At 62.5% G+C, this 23,735-nt stretch carries 22 protein-coding genes; 14 read left to right on the top strand and 8 right to left on the bottom strand.

The window, feature by feature from the left end:
• Positions 1-32: 32 nt before the first annotated feature.
• Complete coding sequence (locus GCN75_RS00130; protein WP_152280803.1) at positions 33-1,469, bottom strand: methyl-accepting chemotaxis protein; 1,437 nt, start codon at positions 1,467-1,469, stop codon at positions 33-35.
• Between the two features lie 411 nt (positions 1,470-1,880).
• Between GCN75_RS00130 and GCN75_RS00135 the strand changes: the two genes are divergently transcribed.
• Positions 1,881-2,144 (top strand): DUF378 domain-containing protein, encoded by a 264-nt coding sequence (locus GCN75_RS00135; RefSeq protein ID WP_226940949.1) that lies wholly within the window; start codon positions 1,881-1,883, stop codon positions 2,142-2,144.
• A 9-nt stretch (positions 2,145-2,153) separates the two neighbouring features.
• The gene (locus GCN75_RS00140; RefSeq protein ID WP_152280804.1) at positions 2,154-2,504 is read left to right on the top strand and encodes a hypothetical protein; all 351 of its coding nucleotides are present in this window, start codon (positions 2,154-2,156) and stop codon (positions 2,502-2,504) included.
• A gap of 173 nt (positions 2,505-2,677) precedes the next feature.
• Here the strand turns inward: GCN75_RS00140 and GCN75_RS00145 are convergent, their stop codons facing one another.
• Both GCN75_RS00145 and GCN75_RS00150 read right to left on the bottom strand, forming a co-directional pair.
• Positions 2,678-3,115, bottom strand: coding sequence for a c-type cytochrome (locus tag GCN75_RS00145; RefSeq protein ID WP_152280805.1), 438 nt, complete (start codon positions 3,113-3,115; stop codon positions 2,678-2,680).
• Between the two features lie 213 nt (positions 3,116-3,328).
• Positions 3,329-4,207 (bottom strand): EamA family transporter, encoded by an 879-nt coding sequence (locus GCN75_RS00150; RefSeq protein ID WP_193317327.1) that lies wholly within the window; start codon positions 4,205-4,207, stop codon positions 3,329-3,331.
• 216 nt (positions 4,208-4,423) lie between these two features.
• Between GCN75_RS00150 and GCN75_RS00155 the strand changes: the two genes are divergently transcribed.
• The 4 genes from GCN75_RS00155 (at position 4,424) to GCN75_RS00165 (ending at position 6,480) form a co-directional block, all read left to right on the top strand.
• Positions 4,424-4,903, top strand: coding sequence for a hypothetical protein (locus GCN75_RS00155; RefSeq protein WP_152280806.1), 480 nt, complete (start codon positions 4,424-4,426; stop codon positions 4,901-4,903).
• A gap of 79 nt (positions 4,904-4,982) precedes the next feature.
• Positions 4,983-5,465, top strand: a complete 483-nt coding sequence (locus GCN75_RS00160; protein ID WP_152280807.1) for a hypothetical protein — start codon at positions 4,983-4,985, stop codon at positions 5,463-5,465.
• 143 nt (positions 5,466-5,608) lie between these two features.
• Positions 5,609-5,995: an NMCC_0638 family (lipo)protein gene (locus GCN75_RS29950; protein ID WP_405002770.1), complete on the top strand. Its 387-nt coding sequence runs from the start codon at positions 5,609-5,611 to the stop codon at positions 5,993-5,995.
• A 74-nt stretch (positions 5,996-6,069) separates the two neighbouring features.
• Complete coding sequence (locus tag GCN75_RS00165) at positions 6,070-6,480, top strand: hypothetical protein (protein WP_152280808.1); 411 nt, start codon at positions 6,070-6,072, stop codon at positions 6,478-6,480.
• A gap of 54 nt (positions 6,481-6,534) precedes the next feature.
• Here GCN75_RS00165 and GCN75_RS00170 read toward each other — a convergent pair whose 3' ends face one another.
• Together GCN75_RS00170 and GCN75_RS00175 are read right to left on the bottom strand one after the other, a co-directional pair.
• On the bottom strand, positions 6,535-8,394 hold the full coding sequence (locus GCN75_RS00170; protein ID WP_152280809.1) for a phytase: 1,860 nt from the start codon (positions 8,392-8,394) through the stop codon (positions 6,535-6,537).
• A gap of 17 nt (positions 8,395-8,411) precedes the next feature.
• Positions 8,412-10,943 carry a TonB-dependent receptor gene (locus tag GCN75_RS00175; RefSeq protein WP_226940951.1) on the bottom strand — a complete coding sequence of 844 codons (2,532 nt, stop codon included), beginning with the start codon at positions 10,941-10,943 and terminating at the stop codon, positions 8,412-8,414.
• 315 nt (positions 10,944-11,258) lie between these two features.
• Here GCN75_RS00175 and GCN75_RS00180 point away from each other — a divergent pair, with 315 nt between their 5' ends.
• From GCN75_RS00180 to GCN75_RS00205, 6 genes are all read left to right on the top strand, one after another.
• Entirely contained in the window at positions 11,259-12,161 is a 903-nt protein-coding gene (locus GCN75_RS00180) for a GGDEF domain-containing protein (protein WP_152280811.1), read from the top strand.
• Positions 12,161-13,186 carry an AraC family transcriptional regulator gene (locus tag GCN75_RS00185; protein ID WP_152280812.1) on the top strand — a complete coding sequence of 342 codons (1,026 nt, stop codon included), beginning with the start codon at positions 12,161-12,163 and terminating at the stop codon, positions 13,184-13,186. Before GCN75_RS00180 ends, GCN75_RS00185 begins: the two co-directional genes overlap by 1 nt.
• Positions 13,187-13,448: 262 nt before the next feature.
• Positions 13,449-14,843: a class I SAM-dependent methyltransferase gene (locus tag GCN75_RS00190; protein WP_152280813.1), complete on the top strand. Its 1,395-nt coding sequence runs from the start codon at positions 13,449-13,451 to the stop codon at positions 14,841-14,843.
• Positions 14,843-16,186 carry a sensor histidine kinase gene (locus GCN75_RS00195; protein ID WP_152280814.1) on the top strand — a complete coding sequence of 448 codons (1,344 nt, stop codon included), beginning with the start codon at positions 14,843-14,845 and terminating at the stop codon, positions 16,184-16,186. The genes GCN75_RS00190 and GCN75_RS00195 overlap by 1 nt, the downstream gene beginning before the upstream one ends.
• Position 16,187: 1 nt before the next feature.
• Entirely contained in the window at positions 16,188-17,285 is a 1,098-nt protein-coding gene (locus GCN75_RS00200; protein ID WP_152280815.1) for a hybrid sensor histidine kinase/response regulator, read from the top strand.
• On the top strand, positions 17,278-18,291 hold the full coding sequence (locus GCN75_RS00205; protein WP_152280816.1) for a response regulator: 1,014 nt from the start codon (positions 17,278-17,280) through the stop codon (positions 18,289-18,291). Before GCN75_RS00200 ends, GCN75_RS00205 begins: the two co-directional genes overlap by 8 nt.
• 95 nt (positions 18,292-18,386) lie before the next feature.
• Here the strand turns inward: GCN75_RS00205 and GCN75_RS00210 are convergent, their stop codons facing one another.
• Complete coding sequence (locus GCN75_RS00210; RefSeq protein WP_152280817.1) at positions 18,387-18,914, bottom strand: SRPBCC family protein; 528 nt, start codon at positions 18,912-18,914, stop codon at positions 18,387-18,389.
• Positions 18,915-19,128: 214 nt separating this feature from the next.
• Here GCN75_RS00210 and GCN75_RS00215 point away from each other — a divergent pair, with 214 nt between their 5' ends.
• Positions 19,129-19,914, top strand: a complete 786-nt coding sequence (locus tag GCN75_RS00215) for a DNA/RNA non-specific endonuclease (RefSeq protein WP_152280818.1) — start codon at positions 19,129-19,131, stop codon at positions 19,912-19,914.
• A 20-nt stretch (positions 19,915-19,934) separates the two neighbouring features.
• Positions 19,935-20,189: a nucleotidyltransferase family protein gene (locus tag GCN75_RS00220; protein ID WP_152280819.1), complete on the top strand. Its 255-nt coding sequence runs from the start codon at positions 19,935-19,937 to the stop codon at positions 20,187-20,189.
• A 53-nt stretch (positions 20,190-20,242) separates the two neighbouring features.
• Here the strand turns inward: GCN75_RS00220 and GCN75_RS00225 are convergent, their stop codons facing one another.
• Complete coding sequence (locus GCN75_RS00225) at positions 20,243-23,122, bottom strand: TonB-dependent receptor plug domain-containing protein (RefSeq protein WP_193317328.1); 2,880 nt, start codon at positions 23,120-23,122, stop codon at positions 20,243-20,245.
• A gap of 377 nt (positions 23,123-23,499) precedes the next feature.
• Positions 23,500-23,718: a hypothetical protein gene (locus GCN75_RS00230; protein ID WP_152280821.1), complete on the bottom strand. Its 219-nt coding sequence runs from the start codon at positions 23,716-23,718 to the stop codon at positions 23,500-23,502.
• Positions 23,719-23,735: the final 17 nt, after the last annotated feature.

Consider the following 23,735-nt stretch of genomic DNA (forward strand, 5'->3'; position numbering starts at 1 on the left):
GTCAGCAGCCTCAATCAAGGTAAATCGGGAACTCAGGCTTTCAGGCGCGCTCTAACGACAAGAGGGCGCAGGCGTGCCGGCGCAGGGGTCGCTCTGTCCTGCGTCGCGCCTTGCGCGGCGGCGAGGCTGATGGCCGGTGCCGCGTGCATGGGCGCCACTTCGTTGCCCAGGGTGAAGATGCCCACCGTGCCCGATAGTTGCTGGGCGCGCTGCTGCATGCTGGCCGCGGCCGTCGACGCCTGTTCTACCAGCGCGGCGTTTTGTTGCGTCACATGTTCCATTTGCACGATGGCTGCATTGACTTGCTCGATGCCGGACAATTGCTCGCCGCTGGCCACGCTGATCTCGCCCATGATGTCCGTCACGCGGTGTACGCTGGCCACGATTTCGCGCATGGTGGCGCCTGCCGTGTCGACCAGGCGCGCGCCTGCGTCGACCCGTTCGACGGAGTCGCCGATCAGTTGCTTGATTTCCCGCGCCGCACCGGCCGAACGCTGTGCCAGGGTGCGCACCTCGGCGGCCACGACGGCAAAGCCCCGTCCCTGTTCGCCTGCCCGTGCCGCTTCCACGGCAGCATTCAGGGCCAGGATATTCGTCTGGAAGGCGATGGCGTCGATGACGCCGATGATGTCGACGATCTTTTTCGACGACGCATTGATCGAGCTCATGGTATCGACCACTTCGGCCACCACCTTGCCCCCTTTGCCGGCCACGTCGGCGGCCGACTGGGCCAGCTGGTTGGCTTGGCGCGCATTGTCCGCATTTTGCTTGACGGTACCCGTCAGTGCTTCCATCGAGGCGGCCGTCTGCTCCAGCGAACTGGCTTGCGCCTGCGTGCGCTGCGACAAGTCCAGGTTGCCGGCGGCGATTTCACCGGAGGCGCCCGCGATATCGTGCGTGCCGCCGCGCACGTCGGCCACGATATGGATCAAGCTGGCATTCATGTCTTTCAGCGCCTGCAGCAGCTGGCCCACCTCATCGCCCGATTCGACGCGGATATTGCCGCTCAGGTCGCCACCGGCCACCTTGCGCGCCACCTTGACGGCGTGCCGCAGGGGCCGCACGATGCCGCTGCTGATGAACCATGCCGTGACCAGGCTCAGCACGCCGCCTGCCAGGCCCAGTGCAATGATCAGCACGCTGGTATTGTGCGCGCGGGCCATGGCGGCATCGCCTGCCGCCCGCATCTGCGCCGATTGCGCGGCGATCTGCTGGTCGAGCGCCTGTATGGCCGGGGCCAGGCCCGCTGGCGGCGAGGCCGCGTCCGGTGCCGCCTGGGCTTGCAGCGTATTGCGTTGTGCCTGCAATTGTTCGATGCGCGCATACCGCTGGTTCACGCTGCTGTCGATTTCCCCGCTCACCGTGGCCAGTTGCCACGTGCTGATGGTGACGACTACCGCCAGCAACAGCGATGCCAGCAAAAATCCCGTTGTCAGGCGTACCCCGATGCGTATGTTTGAAATATTCATGTCCCCTCAGCTGTTGTCCCATGGTGGCCGCTTGCCATGCCAGGCGCATGATGCGGCGCTATTGCCCCTGACGTTGCTGGGGTGAAATGAGTGTAGCAGTGCAGTACTAAGTAATCTATAAATATTTCCATATTGGAATTGGTCACTGCTTGTTTAGCAACAGCCGGCGTCGGCGCGGCGCATGCGGTACCGTTGCGCGATTCACCAGCGCCCGCGATAGGGCGCAGTGGCCGCCGTGTTTGCCTGCCGTGTGTGCCGGATCTGTTGCCAGATAAAATCACCGCTCCGATTACAGATTCGTCCTACCTCTATCCCCGGCATTGTCCGACTGGCGCCTGCCGGAGGCGCGCCTACACTGTTCCTTGCACAGACCCGGCGTCGGGTCCTTTCTTCCAATCTCAGGAGGTTGATATGGCGAATATCCAGGCAGGTTCGGACGGTGCGGCAAACGAGGAAATGACGGAAAAGCGCCTGAATGTGGTCGACTGGATCTCCATGATCCTGCTGATCGTGGGCGGCTTGAACTGGGCGCTGGTGGGGCTGTTCGATATCGACATCGTGGCCCGTATCCTGGGCGCCATGACGACGGCGTCGCGCGGCGTGTATGTGCTGGTGGGGCTGGCGGCGCTGTATTCCATCTACCTGTGCGTGCGCAAGTTGCCAGGCAAGCCCTAGGGAAAGCCTATGCCCACCGGTGCAAATCCCAGGCGCGAACGCGAATTCAGGAAGCTGGAACAGCAGTTCAGGCAGGACGGGCGCTATCGGGGCCGCGAGGAAGAAGTCGCGACGCGTATCGTGAACAGGCAAAGGGCGCAGGCGGGGGAAACGAGGGAGGCGCCGAAGCGGAAAATGGCCCGCAGCGTTGCCTCGGATGCACCGGCGTCAGACCTGCCCATCGCCAGCTACCAGCATTTGACGGTGGCGCAGATCCGCGAGAGGCTGGACGGCCTGTCCGCTGCCCAGCGCCAGCGCCTGCGTGCCTATGAAGCGGCGCACAAAAAGCGCAAGGGCTTGTTGCAAGCGCTGGCGGCTTGACCTGGCGTCCTGGGTCGGATGCAGTGTGCTCCGCGGCGCCTGCCTGCCGGCGTGCGGGTTGGCAGGCCAGGGTATGGCTTGCTTGAGTATGGCCTGCTAGATGGCCGGCAGCTGCGCTGGCGCATGCGCAGCTGGGGTGCGCTGCATGCACTGTGCATGCGTTGCGGGCGGGCTTACTGGGTGCGCAGGTAGGCCAGCAAGTCGGCCACTTGTTGCGTATTGCCGATGCCCCAGAAACGCATGTTGTTTCCCGGAATGAAATCGCTGGGCGCTGCCAGGAAGCGGGCCAGGTTTTGCTCGGTCCAGACGATATTCGCGTTTTTCATGGCCGCCGAATATTTGTAATCGGTGGTGGATCCCGCTTTGCGGCCGATCACGCCCGTCAGCTTGGGACCGAAGCCGCCGCGTGCCGATGGCCCCACCTGGTGGCAGGAAGCGCACTTGCGAAACGCGGCCTTGCCCGCCTCGGCACTGCCCGTGAGAGGAGGCGCGGGCGCCGGAGCGGCTGCTGCCTGCGCGGCGGTACATGGCGCCAGCAGCAGGGCGGCAGCGGCAAGCGGGGAGAGCAGATGAAAGGTAGCTGTGAGGGTAGCTATAAAGGTTGATGTCATTTGTAAGGCGGGAAGGTACGGTACTGACTGTTCGATAGGGCAAGCAATGCCGTATTTTACAGGCGGACATCAAATACCGCCCGCCCGCTGCGCGGCGATGCCAGGCCGCGCTGCATGAAGCGGCGCCGGCCGGACTGAATGCCGTTATCGCTTATTCGTTACCCGCTACCGTTACGCTTATCGCTATCGCTATCGCTATCGCTATCGCTATCGCTATCGCTTGCCGCCCTGGGCGCCCAGCGCTGCCATGGCCGATGCAAACACGATGCAGGCGATGGCCAGCCATTGGGTCAGGCTCAGCAGCTCTCCCAGCACGGCCATGGCGGCCAGCGCGCTGACGGCAGGCGCGGCGGCGCTGAACATGCCGAATACCCCTTGGGGCAAGCGGCGCAGGGCAAAGATTTCCAGAGAGTACGGCAGGGCGCTGGACAGCATGGCAATGGCCAGGCCCATCAAGGCAATCGATGGCGCTAGCAGGGCCGTGCCCGAATAGGTGATGCCGATGGGCACCGTCACCAGGGCCGCTACCGTCATGCCCCAGGCTACGGCTTGCCCACCCTGCAAGGTCGAGGCACGCTTGCCGAAGATGATGTACAGCGCCCAGCACAGGGCCGCTCCCAGCGCATACGCCACGCCGACCGGGTCCAGGCTGCCCGGACTGCCCTGCAGGGGCAGCAGCAGATACAGGCCGAACACGGCGCACGCGACGGCCAGCAAATCGCGCGGCCGGCGCGACGACAGCATGGCTACGGCCAGCGGCCCCGTCACCTCGATGGCGACCGCGATGCCGATCGGTATCAGCGCGAACGCCCGGTAGATCAATAAATTCATCAGTCCCAGCACGGAACCGTAGACGAGCAGATTCAGCACATCCTTGCGCGTCAGCCGGTAGCGCCAAGGGCGGAAGATGGCCAGCAGGATCAGCGCCGAAAACCCCACGCGGTATGCCGTAATCCCTTCCACGCCGATGACGGGAAACAGATTCTTCGCAATCGCCGCCCCCAGATTGACGGAAATCTGCCCTCCCAATACGGCCAGGGAAGGGAGCAGGATGCTGTCGGAGAGGGGGGAGGTCGAGGCGGGGGAGGTCATGGGGCGCCATTTTAATACGCAACAGGCTGCTAGTCGCTGGCAGATCTGCAACGGACGGCATTTATCCGCCCGTACTGGCGACAATGCGGAGCGGACACTGTTGTAATAGTGCAAGTATTTTCTGATAATGTTATTCTGCCGGTACCCCCCCCTGATCAGTGGGGTGCCGCCACCGATTCTTTGTCTCTATGGAGCCGCTCTATGAACTGCAAAAGCATGGCAGTGACCGTCGCCTTGGTGTTTGCCGCCGGCATGGCTGGAGCACAGGCCTTGCCGCCGCAGGCGCAATTGCCGGTCTGGGCAACGCAACAGCTCGATAGTCTGGCCAAACGCGAAGCGGTCGAAGTGAGTGCGCGCATGAACCCGTTTGTCCTGCGCGGCGATTTTGATGGCGATGGCAAGGGTGATCTGGCCGTGCTCGTCAAGAACAAGGATAGCAAGAAGGAGGGCATCGCCTTCCTGTTCAGGCAAAAGACGGCGCCCCTGATCGTCGGTGCCGGACATGCCCTGTCCAGCGGCGGCGACGATTTCGCCTGGCTGGAAGTGTGGCAGGTGGAAGACAAGGGATCGTTGCAGCACAGCTATCATGAAAAATCCCTCAAAACGGATGGAATCGTGGTGGCGAAAGAGGGTTCTGCCAGTGCATTGATCTATATCAAGGGCGGCAAGGCGTTTTGGCAGCAGCAGGGCGATTGATGGATTGCCCGCGCATGGCCGCTGGCTGGCAAGCAGTCCACGGAAATGGGCAGAGCCTGAATCTGCATGAATTGAGAATATGACAGCACTGGCAGTGGATTTCGTTGCATCCTATACCCCCTCATCCGAAGCGAAAATTGCCTTTGCCTGGAATGGCAGGCATGGGGCCGATTTCGACGATGCCAACATGGCGTTTCGCACCGTCATAGGCGATTATTTCGAAGAGCATGCGCAGGCATGCTCCTTGCCGCTGATTGCCGCCCTGTATCGCGCGGAGACGCAGTGGGCGAAGGAAGCCTGGTGCGTCAGGAGCGTGGTGGCTGAATTGGCGCAGGAACTGCTGCAGCGCGGTGGCGTCGCTTATCTCGACGTGTACCTTGCGGGCGCATGCTGCGGCATGGATGCCTATATGGAATCGGGAAACATTTCGCTAAGCAAGACACGTTGCGAAGAGCTGCTGGCCTACTGCAAGGCCTCGGCATTCAACGCCGAGGCCGGTCTCCGGGAACGATGGACCATGCTGGCACAGCGCTTTGCCTGCCTGCTTGCCGGTGCGGCATGATGATGTTGATGAGGGAACAAATGAGAGAAGCAGTTAAGGGGCAATACGGGAAGAAACTCGTCGGATGCACGATGCTGGCGCTCGCCTTGGGTGCCAGTTGCGGCGTTCGCGCGGCAGAGCCTGAAACCGTTGAAACATTGGCGATGCAGTTATTCCTCGGCGTTTGCGTGCCTTCCCAAGGGGATGTGCAGCAGATCGAAACGGCAGTCAGGCGCGTGAAGCTGGTCGAGGTGACGTCAAAAGAGGCGCGGGCACTGCCGGATGATGTGCCTGGCAAGTCCTGGTCCACGAGCGAAACAGGTGGCCGCTTTACGGTAGTTGCCACGCAGCCGCAAACCTGCGCCGTTGTGGTGAAACAGATAGCTCCAGCCGATTTGAAGCGCGAGTTTGAACGGTGGCTTCCTCCGGCGAGCACCGGCTACACGGTGTGCAGAAAGCCGAGGACAGGCAGGGCGATATGGCGACCTCGTCTTACGCCATTTTGCGCGAGGGGAGGCTCAAGTACAGTTGGGTGCTGCGCATGTCCTTGACCCAGCCGGGCGCGACGGGAACGCTTTCCGTGCGTGCCGCTGTACCCTGACTTATTACGATGGAGTAGTGTTGAATGTATGTATTTAGTATCGGCGACACCAATTTTGCCGTGGATGCCGCGAAATCGCGGATCAGCGTGGCGGCACTTGCCAATGGCATGCGGGAAATTAATATCACGGTCGAGGCCGACGACGAGGAGTTCATGCGGCTGACGGAAGACGACGACGCACCGTGGTCGTGGGCGCTGTATCCGCCGTCATTCTCTTTGCACGGTTTGCTCGTTGCGGGAATGGATGCCGCGCCCGTGCACATGCTGGCCGTCGACGCCGACGCCGTCGAGTGCAGTCTCTACATGATGGAATACCGCGATGTGGCGGACCTGTGCCTGGTGGAACTGTCGGCGCAACGGCTGACGCTGACGGGCAAGGTGGATTTTTTTGGCGAAAGCCTGCCCTTCGCCATCGATCTGCCGCGCGCGGCGTAGCGCCTGTCTGTCACGCGGCGGCAAGGGCGGCCTGGGCAGGCCGCCCCCGTGTCACTAGTCCAGCTTCAGGGCCTTCGCCACATCCCCCCACGCCACATACTTGAAGTTCTGCGGCCCATCGGGCAAGCGCTTGTAGCCGTCCTGGATCACCAGCATGCCTTGCGCGTACGCGCCGCCCAGGTTGGCGGAGGTGACGTCGAGGCCGTCCGTTTCCGAGGTGCCGTCGATGCCTGCGGGTAAGTTGAACCCCACCTTGAAGCGGCCGCGCACCTTGTACGGCGCTTGCGCGTCAAGCACCACGTAGCTGCTGTCGCCCTGGCTGGAAACGATCAGGTAGCCCGTGTTGGCCTTGGCGCCAGACTGGCGGTAGATGGCCATGCCTTCCACGTCGGCCGTCAGGTGCGCGCCCACGGGTAAGACCATGGCGAGCGCATCCGGCTTGGCGGCGTCGGCCGAGGTGGTCCACACGCCGCGCGTTTCCTCGCCCAGGAACAAGCGGGCGTTGGCGTCGTCGGCCACGCAGCCTTCCGGTTGCGTGGCCACCTTGAAGCTGCGCAAGAGGGTGGCGCTGAACTTGTTGCCTTCCAGGCCGATGCTGTATTGCTGGAAGGTGCCGTCCTTGTCGTTGATAAACGCTTCCACGCCGCCGCTGGCCGGCTGGTACAAGCACATGCCGTAGATGCTTTTCAATCCCGTAGGGAAGCGGCCCGCTTCCGCCACCACGCCATCGGCATTGATGGTGAACAGCATCATGCTGTTGTCGTCGCGCTGGGTGGCCACGGCCAGGTCGACCTTGCTGCTGCCCAACTGGATGTTCTGGCGCACGTCGACGTTGTTCAGACGGCCCACTTCCAGCAGCTGCGTCTGCTTGCCTTGCAAGTCGTAGACGAGCAGCCCCTGTTTCTTGTTGGTGCCGAGGATGCGTGCGTCGGCCGGATTGCTGGACAGCCAGATGGCCGGGTCGTCGGCCGCGTCGCCCTGGCGCGCCATCGGTTCGGTCTGCGCTTGCGGGGCGATGATGGCGACCGCAGGCTGCGTTTCCGCCTTGCCAGCCCATTTCAAGGGCCGCGCTTGCCAACCGTTCTTGCCGCGCAGTAGCAAGGAGTCCTTGTCCAGCGCCAGCTGGCTTTCACCCTTGCGCACGTTCAAGGCCACGGCTTGGGCTGGCTGCGCCGTCCATTGACTTCCCTGGCGAGAGAGCAGATGCAGCTTGTCCGCCTTGCCGTCGAGCACAGCCACGCCGCCGGGCAGCACGGCCAGCGCGCCGGCGCCGCCGTCCAGCTGGCCATACGGCTTGCGCAGGGCCACCACTTCGCGCTTGCCCATGCCTTCGGATTCGGCGTCATACGCCCACACGCCCATATTCGACTCGCTCACCAGCAGGCGCTGGGCGCCATCGTCGGCCCGGCAATGCTTGGCGTGCGGCGGCAAAGCGAGTCTGCGCACCAGCAGCCGCTGCTCGCCCTGCATCACCCACTGTTCCGCTTGCCCATCCTTGCCGATCAAGAACAGATGGGCTAGCTGCTGGGCGTCGCGGTACAGGCACGATGCTTCCACGGAGAACGTGGGCACGGGAAACGGCGCCAGCCTGACCAGTTTGCCAGCCTGCACGTCCACGGAGACGGGCAGGGGGCGCTGCGTGTCCGCTTCCAGGAAGACGGCCAGCACCTTGCCGCCATCGCTGCGCGTGTCGAGTTGCTTGGCGCGCACGGCGATGCGGTCCTGTTCCTGGCCCGCAGCGTCGAACAGGCGCAAGCCGTGCTTGTCGAGCAGCAGCCAGCCGCCGCCGGGCAGGCGCGCCAGTTCTTCCGCTTCCTGCGTGAACGAAGGGACGGCTTGGGCAGAGGCCACTTGCGCCGTGCCGCCGAGGCAGAAGGCAGCCAGCAAGGCGCTGCAGAGTACGGTTTTTTTCATGGTATTGGCAATCATCATCAGAAGGCGCTGGCTTTCAGGCTCACTTTAAAGGTGCGGCCATATTGTTCGTTCTGCACGTTGTATTGCTTCGTGCCCTGGTAGACATAGTATTTTTCGTTGTTCAGGTTGGCCGCCTCGAACACGACCTGGAATTGCTTGCTGATCTGGTAGGACAGCGAGAAATCAAGCTGCTTCTGGCTGTCGACGATGCGGTCCTGGCTTTGGTCGAGGATGTCGCCGCCCATTTCCAGCAGATACGGCGACTTGTAGTTGAGGGCCAGGCGGGCGCTCACGGGTCCCGTTTCATAGCCCAGCATCAAGTTCATCACCTGGTTCGACTGGCCTGGCAGGCGGATGTCGCGGTTCATCTGCTTGTTGCTGGCCTTGTCGAAGCGGCCGATTTGCGCGCTCGAGGTGCTCAGGGTGCCGTTGACGCCGACGAGCATTTTGTTGAACGGCGCCGGCAGCATGCGCAGCGGCTGCATGTAGGCCAGTTCGATGCCTTTGACCTTGGCCGCGTCGCCATTCGCATACGAGGTCGCCGTCGTGTAGCCTGCCCACTGGCCCGTGCCGGCCAGGTTCGTCGTGTAGGTGAAGTTCTTGATGTCCTTGTAGAAACCGTAGGCTGACATCACGCCGTCGTTGCCCAGCACTCTTTCGATACCCAGGTCCAGGTTGTTTGCCTTCAAGGGTTTCAAGTCCGGGTTGCCGATCACGGCTTCCGTATTGCTGGCCAGGCTGATGCCGGGCGCCAGCTGGCTGAAGTTGGCGCGTACCACGGCTTGCGTCCAGGCGGCCCGCACGCTGGTATGTTGATCCACGTCATAACGGGCTTGCAGGTTCGGCAGCCAGTTGGTGTACGAACGTTCGCGCGTCAAGGGCGTGGCCACGCCGGCGCTGTCCACTTGCGAACCTGCCGCCTCGAAACTGGTGCGTTCGGCGCGCACGCCGCCCAGGATGTGCCAGGCGTCGAAGTCGTAGCTGTTCTGCACATACATGGCGTTGATGTCTTCATGCATGCGGTAATCGTTGATGACAGATTCCGTGGCCAGGCGCGCCTTGTCGCGGTCCAGGCCCGCCACGCGGGCGCGGATCAGGGCCGGGTCCAGGGCCACGCCGATGTTGCCCAGGTCGTAGTCAAGCTTGTGGCCTTGCACGAAATTGCTCATCGAGGTGGAGCCGGCGCCCCAGTAATTGCCGCTCGTGGCCTTGCTGCTGTTATACGCCCATTGATCCGTGTCATTGGTTTTTTCGCGGCGGCTGACTTTCGCGCCGAATTTCAGGGTGGCGATGTCGAACTTGCGGGTCAGGTCGATGCGGGCGTGGTGTTCGTTATCTTTCGAGTAGCGCTTTTGCAGGGTGATGGCGTTGAGCGCGTAGCTGGCCGGGTCGTACAGCGAGGCGGGGCCGCTCAGCAATGGTTGCTCGGTGCCATCGAAACTGATGCCGGCGAAATTGCTGATGCCGCGGAAACGGCCATCGTTCAAGGATTCCGGCGTGTCTTCCGTGGCGCGGCTCAGGCCGCCTTTTACGTCCAGGGTCCAGTCGCCCGACTTCTGCTGCGTGCCCAGCACCAGGGAGCGCACTTGCTGCGTGTACTTGCGCTGGCGGATGCGGCGCTCGGCGCGCGCGCTGGCCGTCTGGTCTTCGGCCAGGCTGCCGCCCGCGATATTGCTGATGGTCAAACGGTCGCGCACTTCATTGTCGGAAAATTCGCTGACGAACGAGCGCAAGAACCAGCTGTTGCCCGCTTCCGGGCGGTAATCGAGATTGACGGCCAGGGCGCCGCGCTTGCGCACGGGCAGGTAGTCGCGCAATTCCAGGCCCGACAATTTACCCTTGCTCCAGGCGCCGCCCGTTTCCACGTCATCCGAGCCGAACGAGCGCTTTTCCGCGCTCAGGCCGGCGGCCACGCCCAGCTTGCCATCGAGGAAGCGCTGGGCCCACAGGGCGCCGCCGCTGGGGCTGGTCTTGCCCGTCTTTTCATCATGGCTGGCGCCCACGTTGGCCGACAGCAGCTTGCCCGGCAAATCGAAAGCGGACAGCGATTTGACTTCGATGGTGGCGCCCAGCGAGTTGGCGTCCATTTCCGGCAGCAAGGTCTTCGAGACTTCCAGCGTGCGGATCAGGCCGGCGGGCAGGATGTCCAGCGCCACGGCGCGGCGGCCCGCCTCCGGCGACGGCACCAGCGCGCCGTTGATGGTGACGGCATTGAGGTCCGGCCCCAGGCCGCGTACCGTGATGTAGCGGCCTTCGCCCTGGTCGCGCTGCACGGACACGCCCGGCAAGCGGGCCAGCGCCTCGGCCGCATTTTTATCGGGCAAGCCGCCGATATCGTCGCTGCTGATGACGCTGATGATGTTGTCGGCTTTCTCTTGCGCGGCAATGGCGTTGCGCAGGCTGGCACGCTGGCCGCTGACGACCACGGTGGCGGCTGGCTGGCCATCGTCCTGGGCTTGCGCCTGGGCCTGGCTGGTGCCGCTGAACACCGCCATGATGGCCAGGGTCAGGGCCGTCAGGCGCAGCGGGGAGGGAGTCGAAGTGTGCATGGTTTTCATGGTGGGCTCGGTTAGGGGGAAGGAACCGGGCGGATTCTAGGCAGCAAATATGACGGTTGCGTGACAGGCAACGGTGGGCCGCCGTGAAAACCACGGCATGGGGCCGCTTTCCGAACGGAAATAAACCATGGTGAGCTGAAATGACCTGCCAGCGCAGGGCGCATGGGCAATGGCTTGCCGGATTTGCATCGGCTGGGCTACGAATGATGAGCCGTTTGCACCTGCCGCACGGGCGTGGGGCATGTCATCGTGCCGTCATGGGCGGGCGCTATCGTGGCGACAGCACCACTTTTAAAGGTTCCCCACATGCTGCCGTTGCACCGTAACAGCCTGATTGCCGCCGCGCTGGCGTTGCCCCTGTTCTTTTTCCTGTACGCCACACTTGGGCACGTTAAACCGTTTGCCATCTGGAAGTGGATGGATATCGTCTGCGAAGGCGGCACGGCCGTCATGGCGGGCATCTGGTTCTTGTTCACTCTCAGCAGCCGTCCCCGCGGCCGCGTGACGAGCCTGATCGCAGGCGGCCTGTGCGCCATCATGCTGGGCTCCTGGGCTGATTGCCTCGATGAATTCTTTGCCGTCGATAAGAGTGCCGTGTGGGATAACTGGCTGGAAGCCTTGATTCCGTTCGGCATGCTGGTGCTGACGATCGGCATGTATTACTGGCGCCAGGAACAGTTTCGCCTGAACGAACACCTGCAAAAGCGCGAACGCCTGTTCCGCGACCACCGCGCCTTCGACCGCATCACGCAACTGGCCGACGCCAGCTACCTGCGCACGCAGATGCGCCTGGAGCAGGAGCGCCGGCCCGGCCTCGACTGCGCCTTGGTCTTGCTCGACATCGACAGCTTTCACCTGATTAACCGCGAATACGGCCACCGCGAAGGCGACCGCGTGCTGCAAGCCGTGGGCCATATGCTGCTGTTGAACTTGCGCAATGACGATTTGCTGTGCCGCTATGCGGGCGACCGCTTTGCCGTGCTGATGCCAGGCGTGTCGCGCGAAGATGCGGCCGCGAAGGCGCGCCACCTGTGCGCGATGGTAGGGCAGATGCGCCACCACACGAACGACAACCGCGAAATCCGCCTGAGCCTGCGCCATGCCTGCGCGCTGACCGATGGCGTGCCGGAAGTGGTGCTCGCGGAACTGAGCCGTGCAGTGGAAACGCCGCGGCCCGGTTCCGCCGTCAATGCCACCGCGCCTGCCTGATGCTCCTGAACCAGCAAGGCGACCCCAGCATCGCGGCCCACCACCAGCCCGCGCTGGTACTCGATTATGCGCGCAGCCGCGAGCTGGCCACGGCGCCCCTGCTCAAGGGGACTGGTCTCGATGGGGGCGCGCTGCCGTCCGCGGAAAGCCAGGTCAGCGCCGCGCAATACCTGCAATTGCTGGCCAATGTGGCGCGCGGCCTGGACAGTGCCGACACCAGCTTCATGCTGGGCCAGCAAATGCTGCCCGGCCATTACGGTGCGGCCAGCCACGCCTTGCTGCAGGCGCAGAATTTGCGCCAGGCGCTGGGCATCCTGTGCGGATTCCATACCTTGCTGTGTCCGCTGCTGCAGCCGCGCTTGCGCGAGGCGGGCGACATGCATGTGCTGTACTGGGTCGATGCGTTCGGTGCACCGAGCCAGTTGCCGTTTCTGGTGGAAATGCACATGACGGCGCTGGCGGCCATGTGCCGCTGGCTGGCGGGGGAATCCTTGCCCTGGCGCTTTTGCTTCAACCGGGCGCGGCCCCGTCACGTGGAGCAGCATGAGGTGCACCTGGGCCAGGCGCTGCGTTTCGATTGCCAGGTCGATGCCATGCTCATCGATTCCAGCTGGCTCGACAAGCCCTGGCCGCGCGGCAATGCGACAGCGGCCGCGCTGGCCTTGCGGGCGGCGGCCCTGGCGCCCGTGCCTGCCGCCAGCCTGCTGGGCGCGCTGTACGACTATCTGCTGGCCAACATCCGCTGCGCGCCCACCCTGGAGCGCACGGCGCAGGAGTTTGGCGTCAGTCCCGCCACCTTCAAGCGCCACCTGGCGCGCCATGGCACGCATTTCCAGGCCGAGCTGGACCAGGTGCGCGCGCACAAGGCCATCTATCTGTTCCAGGCGCATGGCTACGACAACGATGCCGTGGCTGCCTACCTCGGCTTTCATGATGCCACCAACTTCCGCCGCTCGTTCAAGCGCTGGACGGGGCAAACGCCGCAGCTGCTGCGTCACGCGCTGGCCCTGTTCGTGGCCGGATGAACGGGGGCGTTGCGCGCCAGCGCCACAGGTAGTCGTTCCGGAGGGAACAATTGCCCGTTCTGCTACATCCATAGTACACTCGATCAGAGAGCGAACAGACGCGCTTTGAGGCGATCCGGCAAGGCGTCAAACGACGCCGTAACGCCGCCATACCGATGGCGGGCCGGCGGCGATGACCGGTGTGCCGTGCCTTAACCCAGCCTGGAAAATGGCGTCCCCAGTGTGGCGCGCCGGAAACCGGGCAACTTGATAATGCTCAATCGTGTATTCACAATCGCAGATCGATCCAGTCGTCAGTTTCCGCAACACCCAGGGTGAGGCGGTGCGCGGCACGATTTTCAACTTGCAGCGCAATTCGCTGGTCATGGAAATCTACAATCCATACTCGATTGTGCAGGTCAGCGAGGTGCTCAATGACGTGACGGTACGCATGGGGGCGAAGAACGCCTACGTGGGCAAGGCCGTCGTCATCAGCAGCGTCAACACGGGCCTGACCGCCATCGTTTCCGTGACCCTGATCGACGAGTGGCGCGAACTGAGCGACGTGGTGGTCGTCAAGGGCGCCGTGCTGAAAGAGTCCAGCGCCTTTGTCGCGGGCTGGGGCGAGCGCTTCCGCATCCGGCGCGACTACCAGATCGTCGTCAACGAAATGCGCGCCTTCCTGTCGGAAGTGGCGCGCTGGGTCGAGCAGGTCGACTTGTCGGACTCGCTGCCCAAGGAAAATGGCAGGCTGCGCCCCGATATCTTCGACGAGCTGGCCTTGCCGCTGATGGAGCAAACCCAGCTGTATCTGCGCCAGCTCGAGGTGGAAGCGTCGCTCGTCGAGGAAGAGCGGGCGCCGGCCCACCGCGCGTTTGCCCAGGCGGCCCTGCATCCGCTGATCCTGCGCGCGCCGTTCGTCTTCCGCACGTTTACCAAGCCGCTCGGCTATGCGGGCGACTACCAGATGGTCAACCAGCTGCTGGACGATCCGCGCCAGGGACCGAGCACCTACTTTCAGATCGTTAATGCCGCCTTCCTGCAGGCGGCCGTCGCCACGGCGCACCGCAACCGCATCGATATCCTGACGGAGTTCCTGTCGCAGAAGGCCGCCGCGGCCCGCGCGGCCGGACGCGTCTACAAAGTGCTCAACGTGGGCTGCGGCCCCGCCATCGAGGTGCAGCGTTTCCTGGAAACGTGCCCCGATGCGCAGTGGCTGGCTTTCGAGCTGGTCGATTTCAGCAGCGAGACCCTGGACTGGACGCGCGCGCGCCTGACCACCATCATGCAGCGCACGGGACGCGTGGTGGAAATCGACTATGTGCACGACTCCGTGCACAACCTGCTCAAGCGCCGCCATGGTTCGGGCGCCACGGGCTTGCCCGGCGTTTTTGACGCCGTGTATTGCGCCGGCCTGTTCGACTATCTGTCGGACAAGGTCTGCGCGCGCCTGCTGCTGCACTTTGCCTCGCGCGTGGGGCCGGGCGGCCGCCTGCTGGTGACCAATGTGCACGCCGACAATCCGGGCAAGTTCGGCATGGAGCATTTGCTCGAGTGGCATTTGATCTATCGCAATGAAGCGAGCTTGTCGGCCTTGCTGCCCGAACATGCGATCGAGCCGAAAATCTATGTCGACGCGACGGGCGTGAATGTGTTCGCGGAAGTGAGCATTCCTTGATGGACACTCCAGGCCTGCACGCCGGCTACACGGCCGTTCTGCGCGACTTTCGCCTGGAATTCAGCCGCGGCGGGGCCTACACGGGCATCGTGCTGATCCTGCTGGGCATGGGCCTCGATTCGGCCCTGTATCCGGACAAGCAGTCGGCCTTCACCGGTGCGCGCATCCTCGTGTCGGTGCTGATCTTCTGCGTCGTGCTGGCCATGCGCACGCGCTGGGCGCAGGACCGCATCCAGGGCCTCACCTTTGTCTGGCTGATCCTGCCGCAAATCATGATCGCCTGGATGATTGCCGTCACGGAAGGCGCCACCTCGATCTATTACGTGGGCATGACCCTGGCCATCTATTCGTCGGGCATCGTGCTGGCCTTCGGCTTGTGGCAGAATATGGTTTTCGGCGCCATCTCCTGCCTGCTGTACGTGGCTGCCTGTGCCTGGCATGCGGGCGGTTTCGACCTGGCGGGCACGTTCGTCGTCAATTGCTTGTTCCTCATTATGTCGGCCAGCATCAGTGCCGTGTTTACCTATTTCAATGAGCGCGCCCGTTTCATGCTGTTCCAGCTGAAGGCGGAAGTGGCGCAAAAGAACACGCAGCTGGAAGAAACGAATAAAAGCCTGGCCGATATCAAGGGACAGATGCTGCAGCAGGAGAAAATGGCCGCCATCGGCACCCTGGCGGCGGGCATGCTGCATGAAGTGAACAATCCCGTGAATTTCTGCATGATGGCCATCGAGGTGGCCATCGAAGATCCGGCCGCCAAGCAAAGCGCGCTCGTCAGCGAATGCCTGGCCGACGCCAAGCAGGGCATGCTGCGCGTGCAGCACATCGTTTCCGACTTGAAGACCTTTGCCTACCGCAAGAGCGGCAACCAGCTGGAAACGGGACACTTCCAGTTCCGCAGCGCGCTCGACGCGGCCATCCGCCTGGTGGGCCATGAAACGAAAAATGTCAGCATCAGCCACGACTTGCCCGTCGACACCCTGGTGCGCGGCGACGAGGCCGCCATCGTGGGCGTGCTGATCAACTTGCTGGGCAATGCCGTGCTGTCCATGCGCAAGGGCAATGCGCCGCCGTTCGAGATCCGCATCACGGCCCACTGGGAAGAGAACCGCCTGCGCATCAGCGTGCGCGACAACGGTCCCGGCATCGCCCCGGAAAACCTGGCGCGCGTGTTCGAACCGTTCTTTACCACGCGCGAAGTGGGGCAGGGCCTGGGATTGGGCCTGAGCATCAGCTATGGCGTGATCGAACGCCACGGCGGCACCTTGAGCGCCGAAAGCGAGCTGGGCGAATGGGCCAGCATGAATTTCGACTTGCAGCGCTCCGATTGGGAGGGCCGTTAGCATGGACAACGATAGCCGCGCCAGCGTGCTGTATGTGGACGACGAGGCGCTCGCCTGCAAGTATTTCGAGCGCGCCGCGGCCTCGCGCTACCGCGTGCTGACGGCGCAGAGCGTCGATGCGGCGCTGGCCTTGCTGGAAGACGAGGCCGCCCAAGTCGATGTGCTCGTGACCGATTACCGCATGCCGGACCGCCTGGGCAGCGAGCTGCTGCAGGAAGTGGCGCAGCGCTATCCGCACATCGTCTGCATGCTGGTGACGGCGTACGCGGACAAGGACGTGCTGCTGGAGCTGATCAATGGCGGCTCGCTGTTCCGCCTGCTGGAAAAGCCGCTCGACCTGAACGTCATGCAGACGGCACTGCAGCTGGCCGTGCAGACGGGCCGCGAGCGGGCCGCGCGCCGGCAGGGCCTGGTGGCGATGGAGGAATCGCTGGCCTTCCTCGCGCATGAATTGAACACGCCGCTGGCGGCCATCGCCAATTTTGCCCGCGGCATCGCGCGGCGCGCGCAGGCGGATGCCGCGCCGCAGGCCGAGATCGGCGAGGCCGCTGCCTTGATGCACGACAATGCGCGCTATTGCCTGTCCGTGCTGGGCAGCTTTGTCGACACGGTGCGCCTGGCCAGCGCGGGACCGGGCATGCAGGGCGGACGCAGCGCCGGCAGCGCGCGCCAGCTGCTGGCCGCCTTGCTCGACAGCTATCCCTTGAGCACGGCCCAGCGCGCCGCCATCACGGTCGAGCAGGGCGAGGATTTCGCCATTGCCGAGTCGCCCAATTGCGTCGCGCTGATACTCTCGTCGGTGCTGGCCAATGCCTTGCGCTCGGCCGGCGAGCAAGCCCACCCGGCCATCGGCATCCGCATCGATGCCGGCCGCATCCAGGTGCGCGACAATGGCGCCGGCATCGCGCCCGACATTGTCGAGCAGCTGTTGATCGACCCCGTCAGTGCCAGCGGCGACGAGCGCAAGGGCTGGGGCATGGTGTTCTGTCACCGCATGATGCAGTCGTTTGGCGGCAACCTCGATATCGCCACCGAGTTTGGCAATTCCACCACGGTAACCCTGAATTTTCCAGTACATATAAGGAACGAGCATGATTGACGCCAATCTGCGTTTACCGGCTCAGCTTGAGCCGGCGCAAGGCTTGCCGACGATACTCTATGTCGATGACGAGGCCAACGCCCTCAAATATTTCCAGCGCGCTATCGCGCCGCTGGCCAACGTGCTGACGGCCACCTCGGTCGAGGAGGGCAAGCGCATCCTCGACGAGCAGGCCGACCGCATCGCCGTGCTGGTGTCGGACCAGCGCATGCCGGGCGCCTACGGCAACGAGCTGCTGTCCTATGCCTGGGACCGCCATCCGCATATCGTTCGCATCCTGACCACCGCGTATTCCGAGCTGGAGCACACGGTGGAAGCCGTCAACCAGGGGCAGATCCACCGCTACATCCAGAAACCATGGGATATCGCGGCCCTGCGCATGGAATTGAAGCAGGCGCTGGAACTGGCACGGCTGCGCAATGAGCATGCCCAGCTGCTGCGCGAAAAGTTGATGGTGCGCCAGCGGCAAGCCGTCGCCAACCGCATCGGCACCCTGTACGCGCTGTGCGCCAGCCTGGCCGGTCCGGAACAGCAGCTGCCTGTGGAAGCGTATCTGTCGGCGGCCCTGACGGCCGGCGTCACGCCGCCCGAGCCGGACTGGCTGCTGATGGATTATGCCGACCTGGTCAGTTCGGAAGCGTTCCGCGGCACGGCGTTTGCCGCCGCCGTGCGCCAGCAGCTCGACGCGCTCGAGCGCGAGCATCCGGGGCGGGGCGTGGAACAGGCGGTCGACATGCTGCTGCCCGCGTTTGGCGCATCGCTGCAAAACCAGGGCGGCACGGCGCTGTTCCTCGATGGCCGGCTGCTGACGGAATTCCTGGAAACGCCCACCACCACGCCCGTTTCGCCCACCCACGCGTTCTGGCTGGCCAGCCTGCTGTGGCTGGCGCGGCGCGGCTGGTCTTTGCAGCTGAGCAAGACGGAGCAAGGCTTGCAGGGCAAGGTGGTGCAGGCTGAACCGGCGCTCACGCCAGACCATCTGGCGGCCTGGATCGAGCAGTTCTGACGGCGCGTGCCCTTGCCGCAGAGCGCGCTGCAAAAGTGCGCGCACGATGAAAAACAGGGCCGCGCGGGCCCTGTTTTAGCTTGCATAGCGGGGGCTTAGCGCTCCGCCGCCGCTTTCAGGTTGGCCAGGCCCTTCTCGAAATCCTTGCCGATCATCCTGTCCATGCTGACGAAGACCGTCATGACCTTGCTGACGTAAGGGCTGGGGCCCGTCATGGTCCAGTTCACCTTGGTGCCGTCGCCCTCGGGCGTCATGCTGAAGGTGGTGGTGTTGTGGCTTTCGAACGGCTTGAGGAAGTCCAGCTTGATGACGGTGCGTTCGGGCTGGGCCGCTTCCATGATTTCCATGCGTCCGGCGCCCACCTTGTCATTGCCTTGCCACGCATATTGCGCGCCCAGGCCGTTGGCCGGTCCCGTAAACGTGCGGCGCATGGCCGGATCGAGCTTTTCCCACGGCGACCAGGCGGCCCAGTAGTGGAAATCCGTGATCAGGCCGGCGATTTTCTCGGGCGGGGCTTTGATGGTGATTTCACGCTGGACACTGAAGGTGTCGGGTTTGGTGGTGGCATAGCCGAGGATGGCGGCGACGACGACGACGATCAACAGCAGGGTTTTTTTGATCATATGCTCTCCAAATCTTGAATGGTCGATGCGAACGAATCAAGGCAATCTTAGCAGATATGAATGGCTGTGCGCTGCTTGTTGGGCTTTATTTGCGCCAGTTCTGTGCAGGGCCGCCTGCACGCCCATTCTCCGCCGCACACGCCAGGCTGTACAGGTTTGTGGCGGGGGCCGCCGTCCGCTAGAATGCTGGCCTGCAAAGATTTCAAAGGGAAATATGATTCATCGATCGATCGCCAGGCTGACCCTGGCGTGCGGCGTGCTGGCTTCCGCCTTTGCCGCGAACCTGGCGCATGCCGACGCCTGTCCCGCCCATTATGTCGATGGCCGCAAGCCGGAAATCACCAACCCCAAGCTGGACGTGGCGACTAAAGAACTGTGCTACACGGTGTTTGGCGTGATGCACTCGGGTATCACGCGCACGCCCCTGTGGTCGGCCGAGCACTTGACGGCGAACAACCTCGAAGCGGCGCAGGACTTGTCGCGCGAAAACTCCTTCCACGCCGAACGCCAGCTGCCCGCCGCCCAGCGCGCGGAACTGGCCGACTATGCGCGCAGCGGCTTCGACCGTGGCCACATGGCACCGAACGGCGACATGCCGGACCGCAAGAGCCAGCGCGACAGCTTTACCTTGGCCAACATGGTGCCGCAAGACGCGCGCAACAACCGCTATGTGTGGGCCGGCATCGAAGGCGCCGTGCGCAAGATGGCGAAGAAAGAGGGCGACCTGTACGTGATCACGGGGCCGGCCTTTATCGGCGGTAACCTGCGCAAGGTGGGAAGAGTCATTGTGCCCAGCCATCTGTACAAGGCCGTGTACAGCCCGCGTCAGCGCGCCGGTGCCGCCTATTTCATCGAAAACGTCGATACCAAGGCGTATGAAGTGCTGAGCATTGCGCAACTGGAAGACAGGATCGGCATCGATCTGTTACCGTCGCTGTCGCGGCAGCAAAAGCTGCGCATGCTGAGTTTGCCCAAGGTCAATAGCAAGTCCAAAAAATAATCCGCTTAAGAGGAAGTCATATGTGCGCAAAGAAATTCGTCCCCTACGCCAATGAAAGCGATGTGCTGGAAATCGGCGGCCTGACCGTCGAAAACCGTGTCGACCGCATCAGCATCAGCGGCGACATCGACCTGACCCTGGACAAGCCGGGCCTGGCGCTGGCGAAACAGCTGCAAAAACTGCTGGGCGACGTGGTGGCCCAGCTGGAAAAGCAGGAACTGCCTGACCAGCTGCCGCCGCCCGAGGTGACGTCGGTGGCCAATCCCTTCGAGTAGCGGTCAAAAAAAAACGCCTCCCGAAGGAGGCGTTTGCTTGTGCGTACCGTTAATTAAAACGTGTAGCGCGCATTGAAGGTGAAGTAACGGCCATAGGCGTTATGCAAGCCTTCGTTGTAGCCGACGGCTGGGTAGCCTGGATCATACGGTGCGGCGCGGTCGAACAGATTCTGGATGTTGATGCCCAGGCTCAGGTTCTTGAAGCCGGTGTACGTATAGCCCAGGCCCACCGTGGTCCAGCTGGCCACTTTGCAGTCCGGGAAGGCCGCTTCGTAGCCAGGGATCGTGGTATTGCGATCCGGCGCCGCATCGGTAGGCTTCTTCGTGCCGTAGTAGCAGAAAGGCTGGTCGTAGATCTGGGCGCCGTCGCGGTTACGCTTGAGCGATACGCTGCCAACGAAGTTCAGCGAGGCGTTGACGCTATGGTCGCCAAGCGTCCAGTTGGTGGTCAGCGAAGCCTTGACTTTCGGCATGTCGGTGCCGGTAGACAATTGCCAGTCGTACAGACCTGGACGCGTGCCGGTCACATTGCTGACCGTGTCGCCTTCATGCTGCTCCAGCTTGTAGCTGTAGACGTAGGTGCCACGCAAGGCGGTGCTGAGCGAACCCCATTCACCGAGCTTGTTACGCAGACGGCCTTCGAAGTCGACACCGCGCAGTTCGGTCGAACCCTGGTTGGACCAAGGCGTCTTGACCGACAGCAGGGTGCCCGTGCCGGGAATCGGATTGCCGTTCGCATCGGTAATGAAGTTGGCCGGGTTCTGGTCGCGCAAGACGTTTTCCGGCGAGCGGTCTTCGTTTTTCAGCGCTTCGCTGGCCGTACCCAGCGCCACTTCTTTTTCCTTGCGTACGCGGTACACGTCGACGACCACGTCGATGTTGGAGGTCGGCGAGTAGATCAGGCCCAGCGAGTAGCTTTTCGACGTTTCCGGCTTCAGGTCCGGATTGGCGCCACCGACGCCGGAAATCGATTTGCTGCAGTCGGCCGTCACGCCGCCGGGACGCGGTGTGCTTTCATCTTCCTGGCAGCGTTTCGGATCCCACACGCCGGACAGGAAGAATTGCGCGCCGCCTGGCGTCACTTGCGACAGCGCCGGAGCGCGGAAACCTTCGGCATACGTGCCGCGGAAGGCCAGCGTATCGGTGGCGGTCCACTTGGCGCCCACTTTCGGCACGAAGTTGGTTTTGATGCCAGGATATTTGTCTACCCGGCCGGCAAAGTCCATCTCGAAGCTCTTGGTGAATGGCGTACGCAGCTCGACGAAGGCCGACTTGACGTTGCGCTGGCCGTCGATAATGGTATTGGACTGGCCGTAGATCTCGCCGTTGGCAACCTTGCTGTCCGGATCGATGCGGATTTTCTCCTGGCGCAGTTCGAAGCCGACGGCCAGGCCCATGGCACCGCCGCCCAGCTTGCCGAATTCCGTGCTGGCCTTGCCGTCCAGCTGGACGATTTCCGCCACGCCTTCGCTTTTCGGATCGTAGCTGATGGTCGGATCGGCCGCCAGTTGTGCCAGCGACGTACCGGTGTTGAGCTTGCGCAAGGTCGGCAGGTACAGGCGGCCATATTGCGTTTCATCGCGTTCCGAGCGGTTCCACAGCAGGCCCGTGTCCCAGCTCCAGCCGAAGTGGTCGCCTTGCAGGCCCGTCAGCAGGCGCATGTTCTGGTTGACCGTTTCCGAGCCGCCACGCAGGTTTTCAAAGCGGTAGGCGACCGAAGCACGGGCATTCGTCAGCGGGTTGTCCGGATGGCCAATCGGCAGGATGACCTGGAATGGATCGGCCAGGCCCGTCGCCATGTAGTTGGTGACGGAGGTCGTGCCGAGCGTGATCGGCGCGCCCGTGTACGAACGCGAGGAGCGCGTGTATGCCGCTTCGGCGTAGCCCGTGATGGAGTTGCTGAGCTTCAAGGTGCCACGGCTCAGTACGCTCGCATCGCGGCCGTCGCCCTGGCCTTCGAGAAATTGATCGGCGTCATAGTTACAGAAGGTGCGGCCGATCAGCACGCTCGTCGGCAGCAGGCCATCCTTGACGCCGCCCGTGATCTGTTGCGACGCATCGCAGCCGAGGTTGAACGTCAGGCGCTGCGGCGCGTTTGCCTGGGTGACGCCGAAGTTGCGCGAACCTGGCGCCGATTCGCGGTACACCGCCGCATACTTCGAGATGGAGCTCGAGTAGTTGGAGCGGAAGCGGCCGTTCAAGTCCTGGTAGGTCGAGTAGGCAATGTCCTTGACGTCGCGGCGGGCAACGCGGTCGCGTTGCGAGAAGTCGACGGCGGCAAAGACGTTGTAGCCATCGGTCTCAAGGTCGCCCGTGCCGAAGAAGCCATTGACGTTCTTGCGGCGGAACAGACCGTCGTCATTCGCGCCCGCATTGCCGGCGATTTGCGCACCGCGGTAGTTCGATTTGGTGATGAAGTTGATGACGCCGCCGATGGCGTCCGAGCCGTAGACGGCCGATGCGCCGTCTTTCAGGATTTCGACACGGTCCAGCGCGGACAGGGGAATGCTGTTCAAGTCATACAGGGTGGAGTTGCCGTTGTTCGGGTCGGCGTAGGCCGATGGCGTCATGCGCCGTCCGTTCAGCAGGATCAGGGTGGAGCTCGAGCCCAGCCCGCGCAGCGAGGCGGTGGCGACGCCCTTGGCAAAACCGCTGCCGCTGGCCTGGTCCTGATTGGTGTCGGTACCCATCGATGGTACCAGCTTCATCAGTTCGGCAACGGTCGACACGCCGCTGTCCTTGATGTCCTTGGCGGTAATCACATCGACAGGCGAGGTGCCTTCCTTGTCGGCCCGTTTCAGGTTGGAGCCGGTGATCAGGATTTTTTGCAGCGCCGGCTCTTGCGGAGCCAGCTGTGCATATACCAGTTGCGAGGAAGATAAGGTGAGGGCGACAGCGATGACGCTTTGTTTTAAGACTATTCTTTTGAACAAAATATTCTCCATCAATTTTCAACTGCTGAACACATGGCCGACCATCGTTATGCGATGGCCAGCTTTCCCGGTCTAGTGGATCGCTTGAGCGATTTTTGTTGCAGAACCGTATAAACAGTTTTGCCTAGACCTTTATCAAAACATCTTCGGAAACGTCGCGCTATGTTTTTTTTTAATATTGTCACGTTGACACAACAGTTAATCTAGAATATTTTTGTGCTTACATATTTGGTAAAAAATTGATGGTGGGAAAAAGAAACTGTGCTAATAAATCCCGGATAATTGCATTATGTGCAATGAAAATATTCGCCGTGCATTGTGTAAGTATTTGTTTTATATGCGTTTATTTTAAATTTCATCCGCGCTTTAATAAATTGTCATTTTTTCAAATGTCCATGAATGTTGCAAATTTTTACATTTGTAATATTTTGCAGATGCACAATTTTGGTGCGTCGGCGATTATCGCTGGCCTTGCTGGGGAGGGCGAGATAATGCCGGGAGATAATCAGATAATGTCGGAACATAATTAGAGCCTGGTGCTGCGATGCATCATTTTCGTGCATAAAAAAAGCCGCCAGCATTATGCTGGCGGCCATGGCTGCCTTTATCTGGT

The organism is Janthinobacterium violaceinigrum, from assembly GCF_009208555.1.
In the GTDB taxonomy this organism is placed as follows: Bacteria; Pseudomonadota; Gammaproteobacteria; order Burkholderiales; family Burkholderiaceae_D; genus Janthinobacterium; species Janthinobacterium violaceinigrum.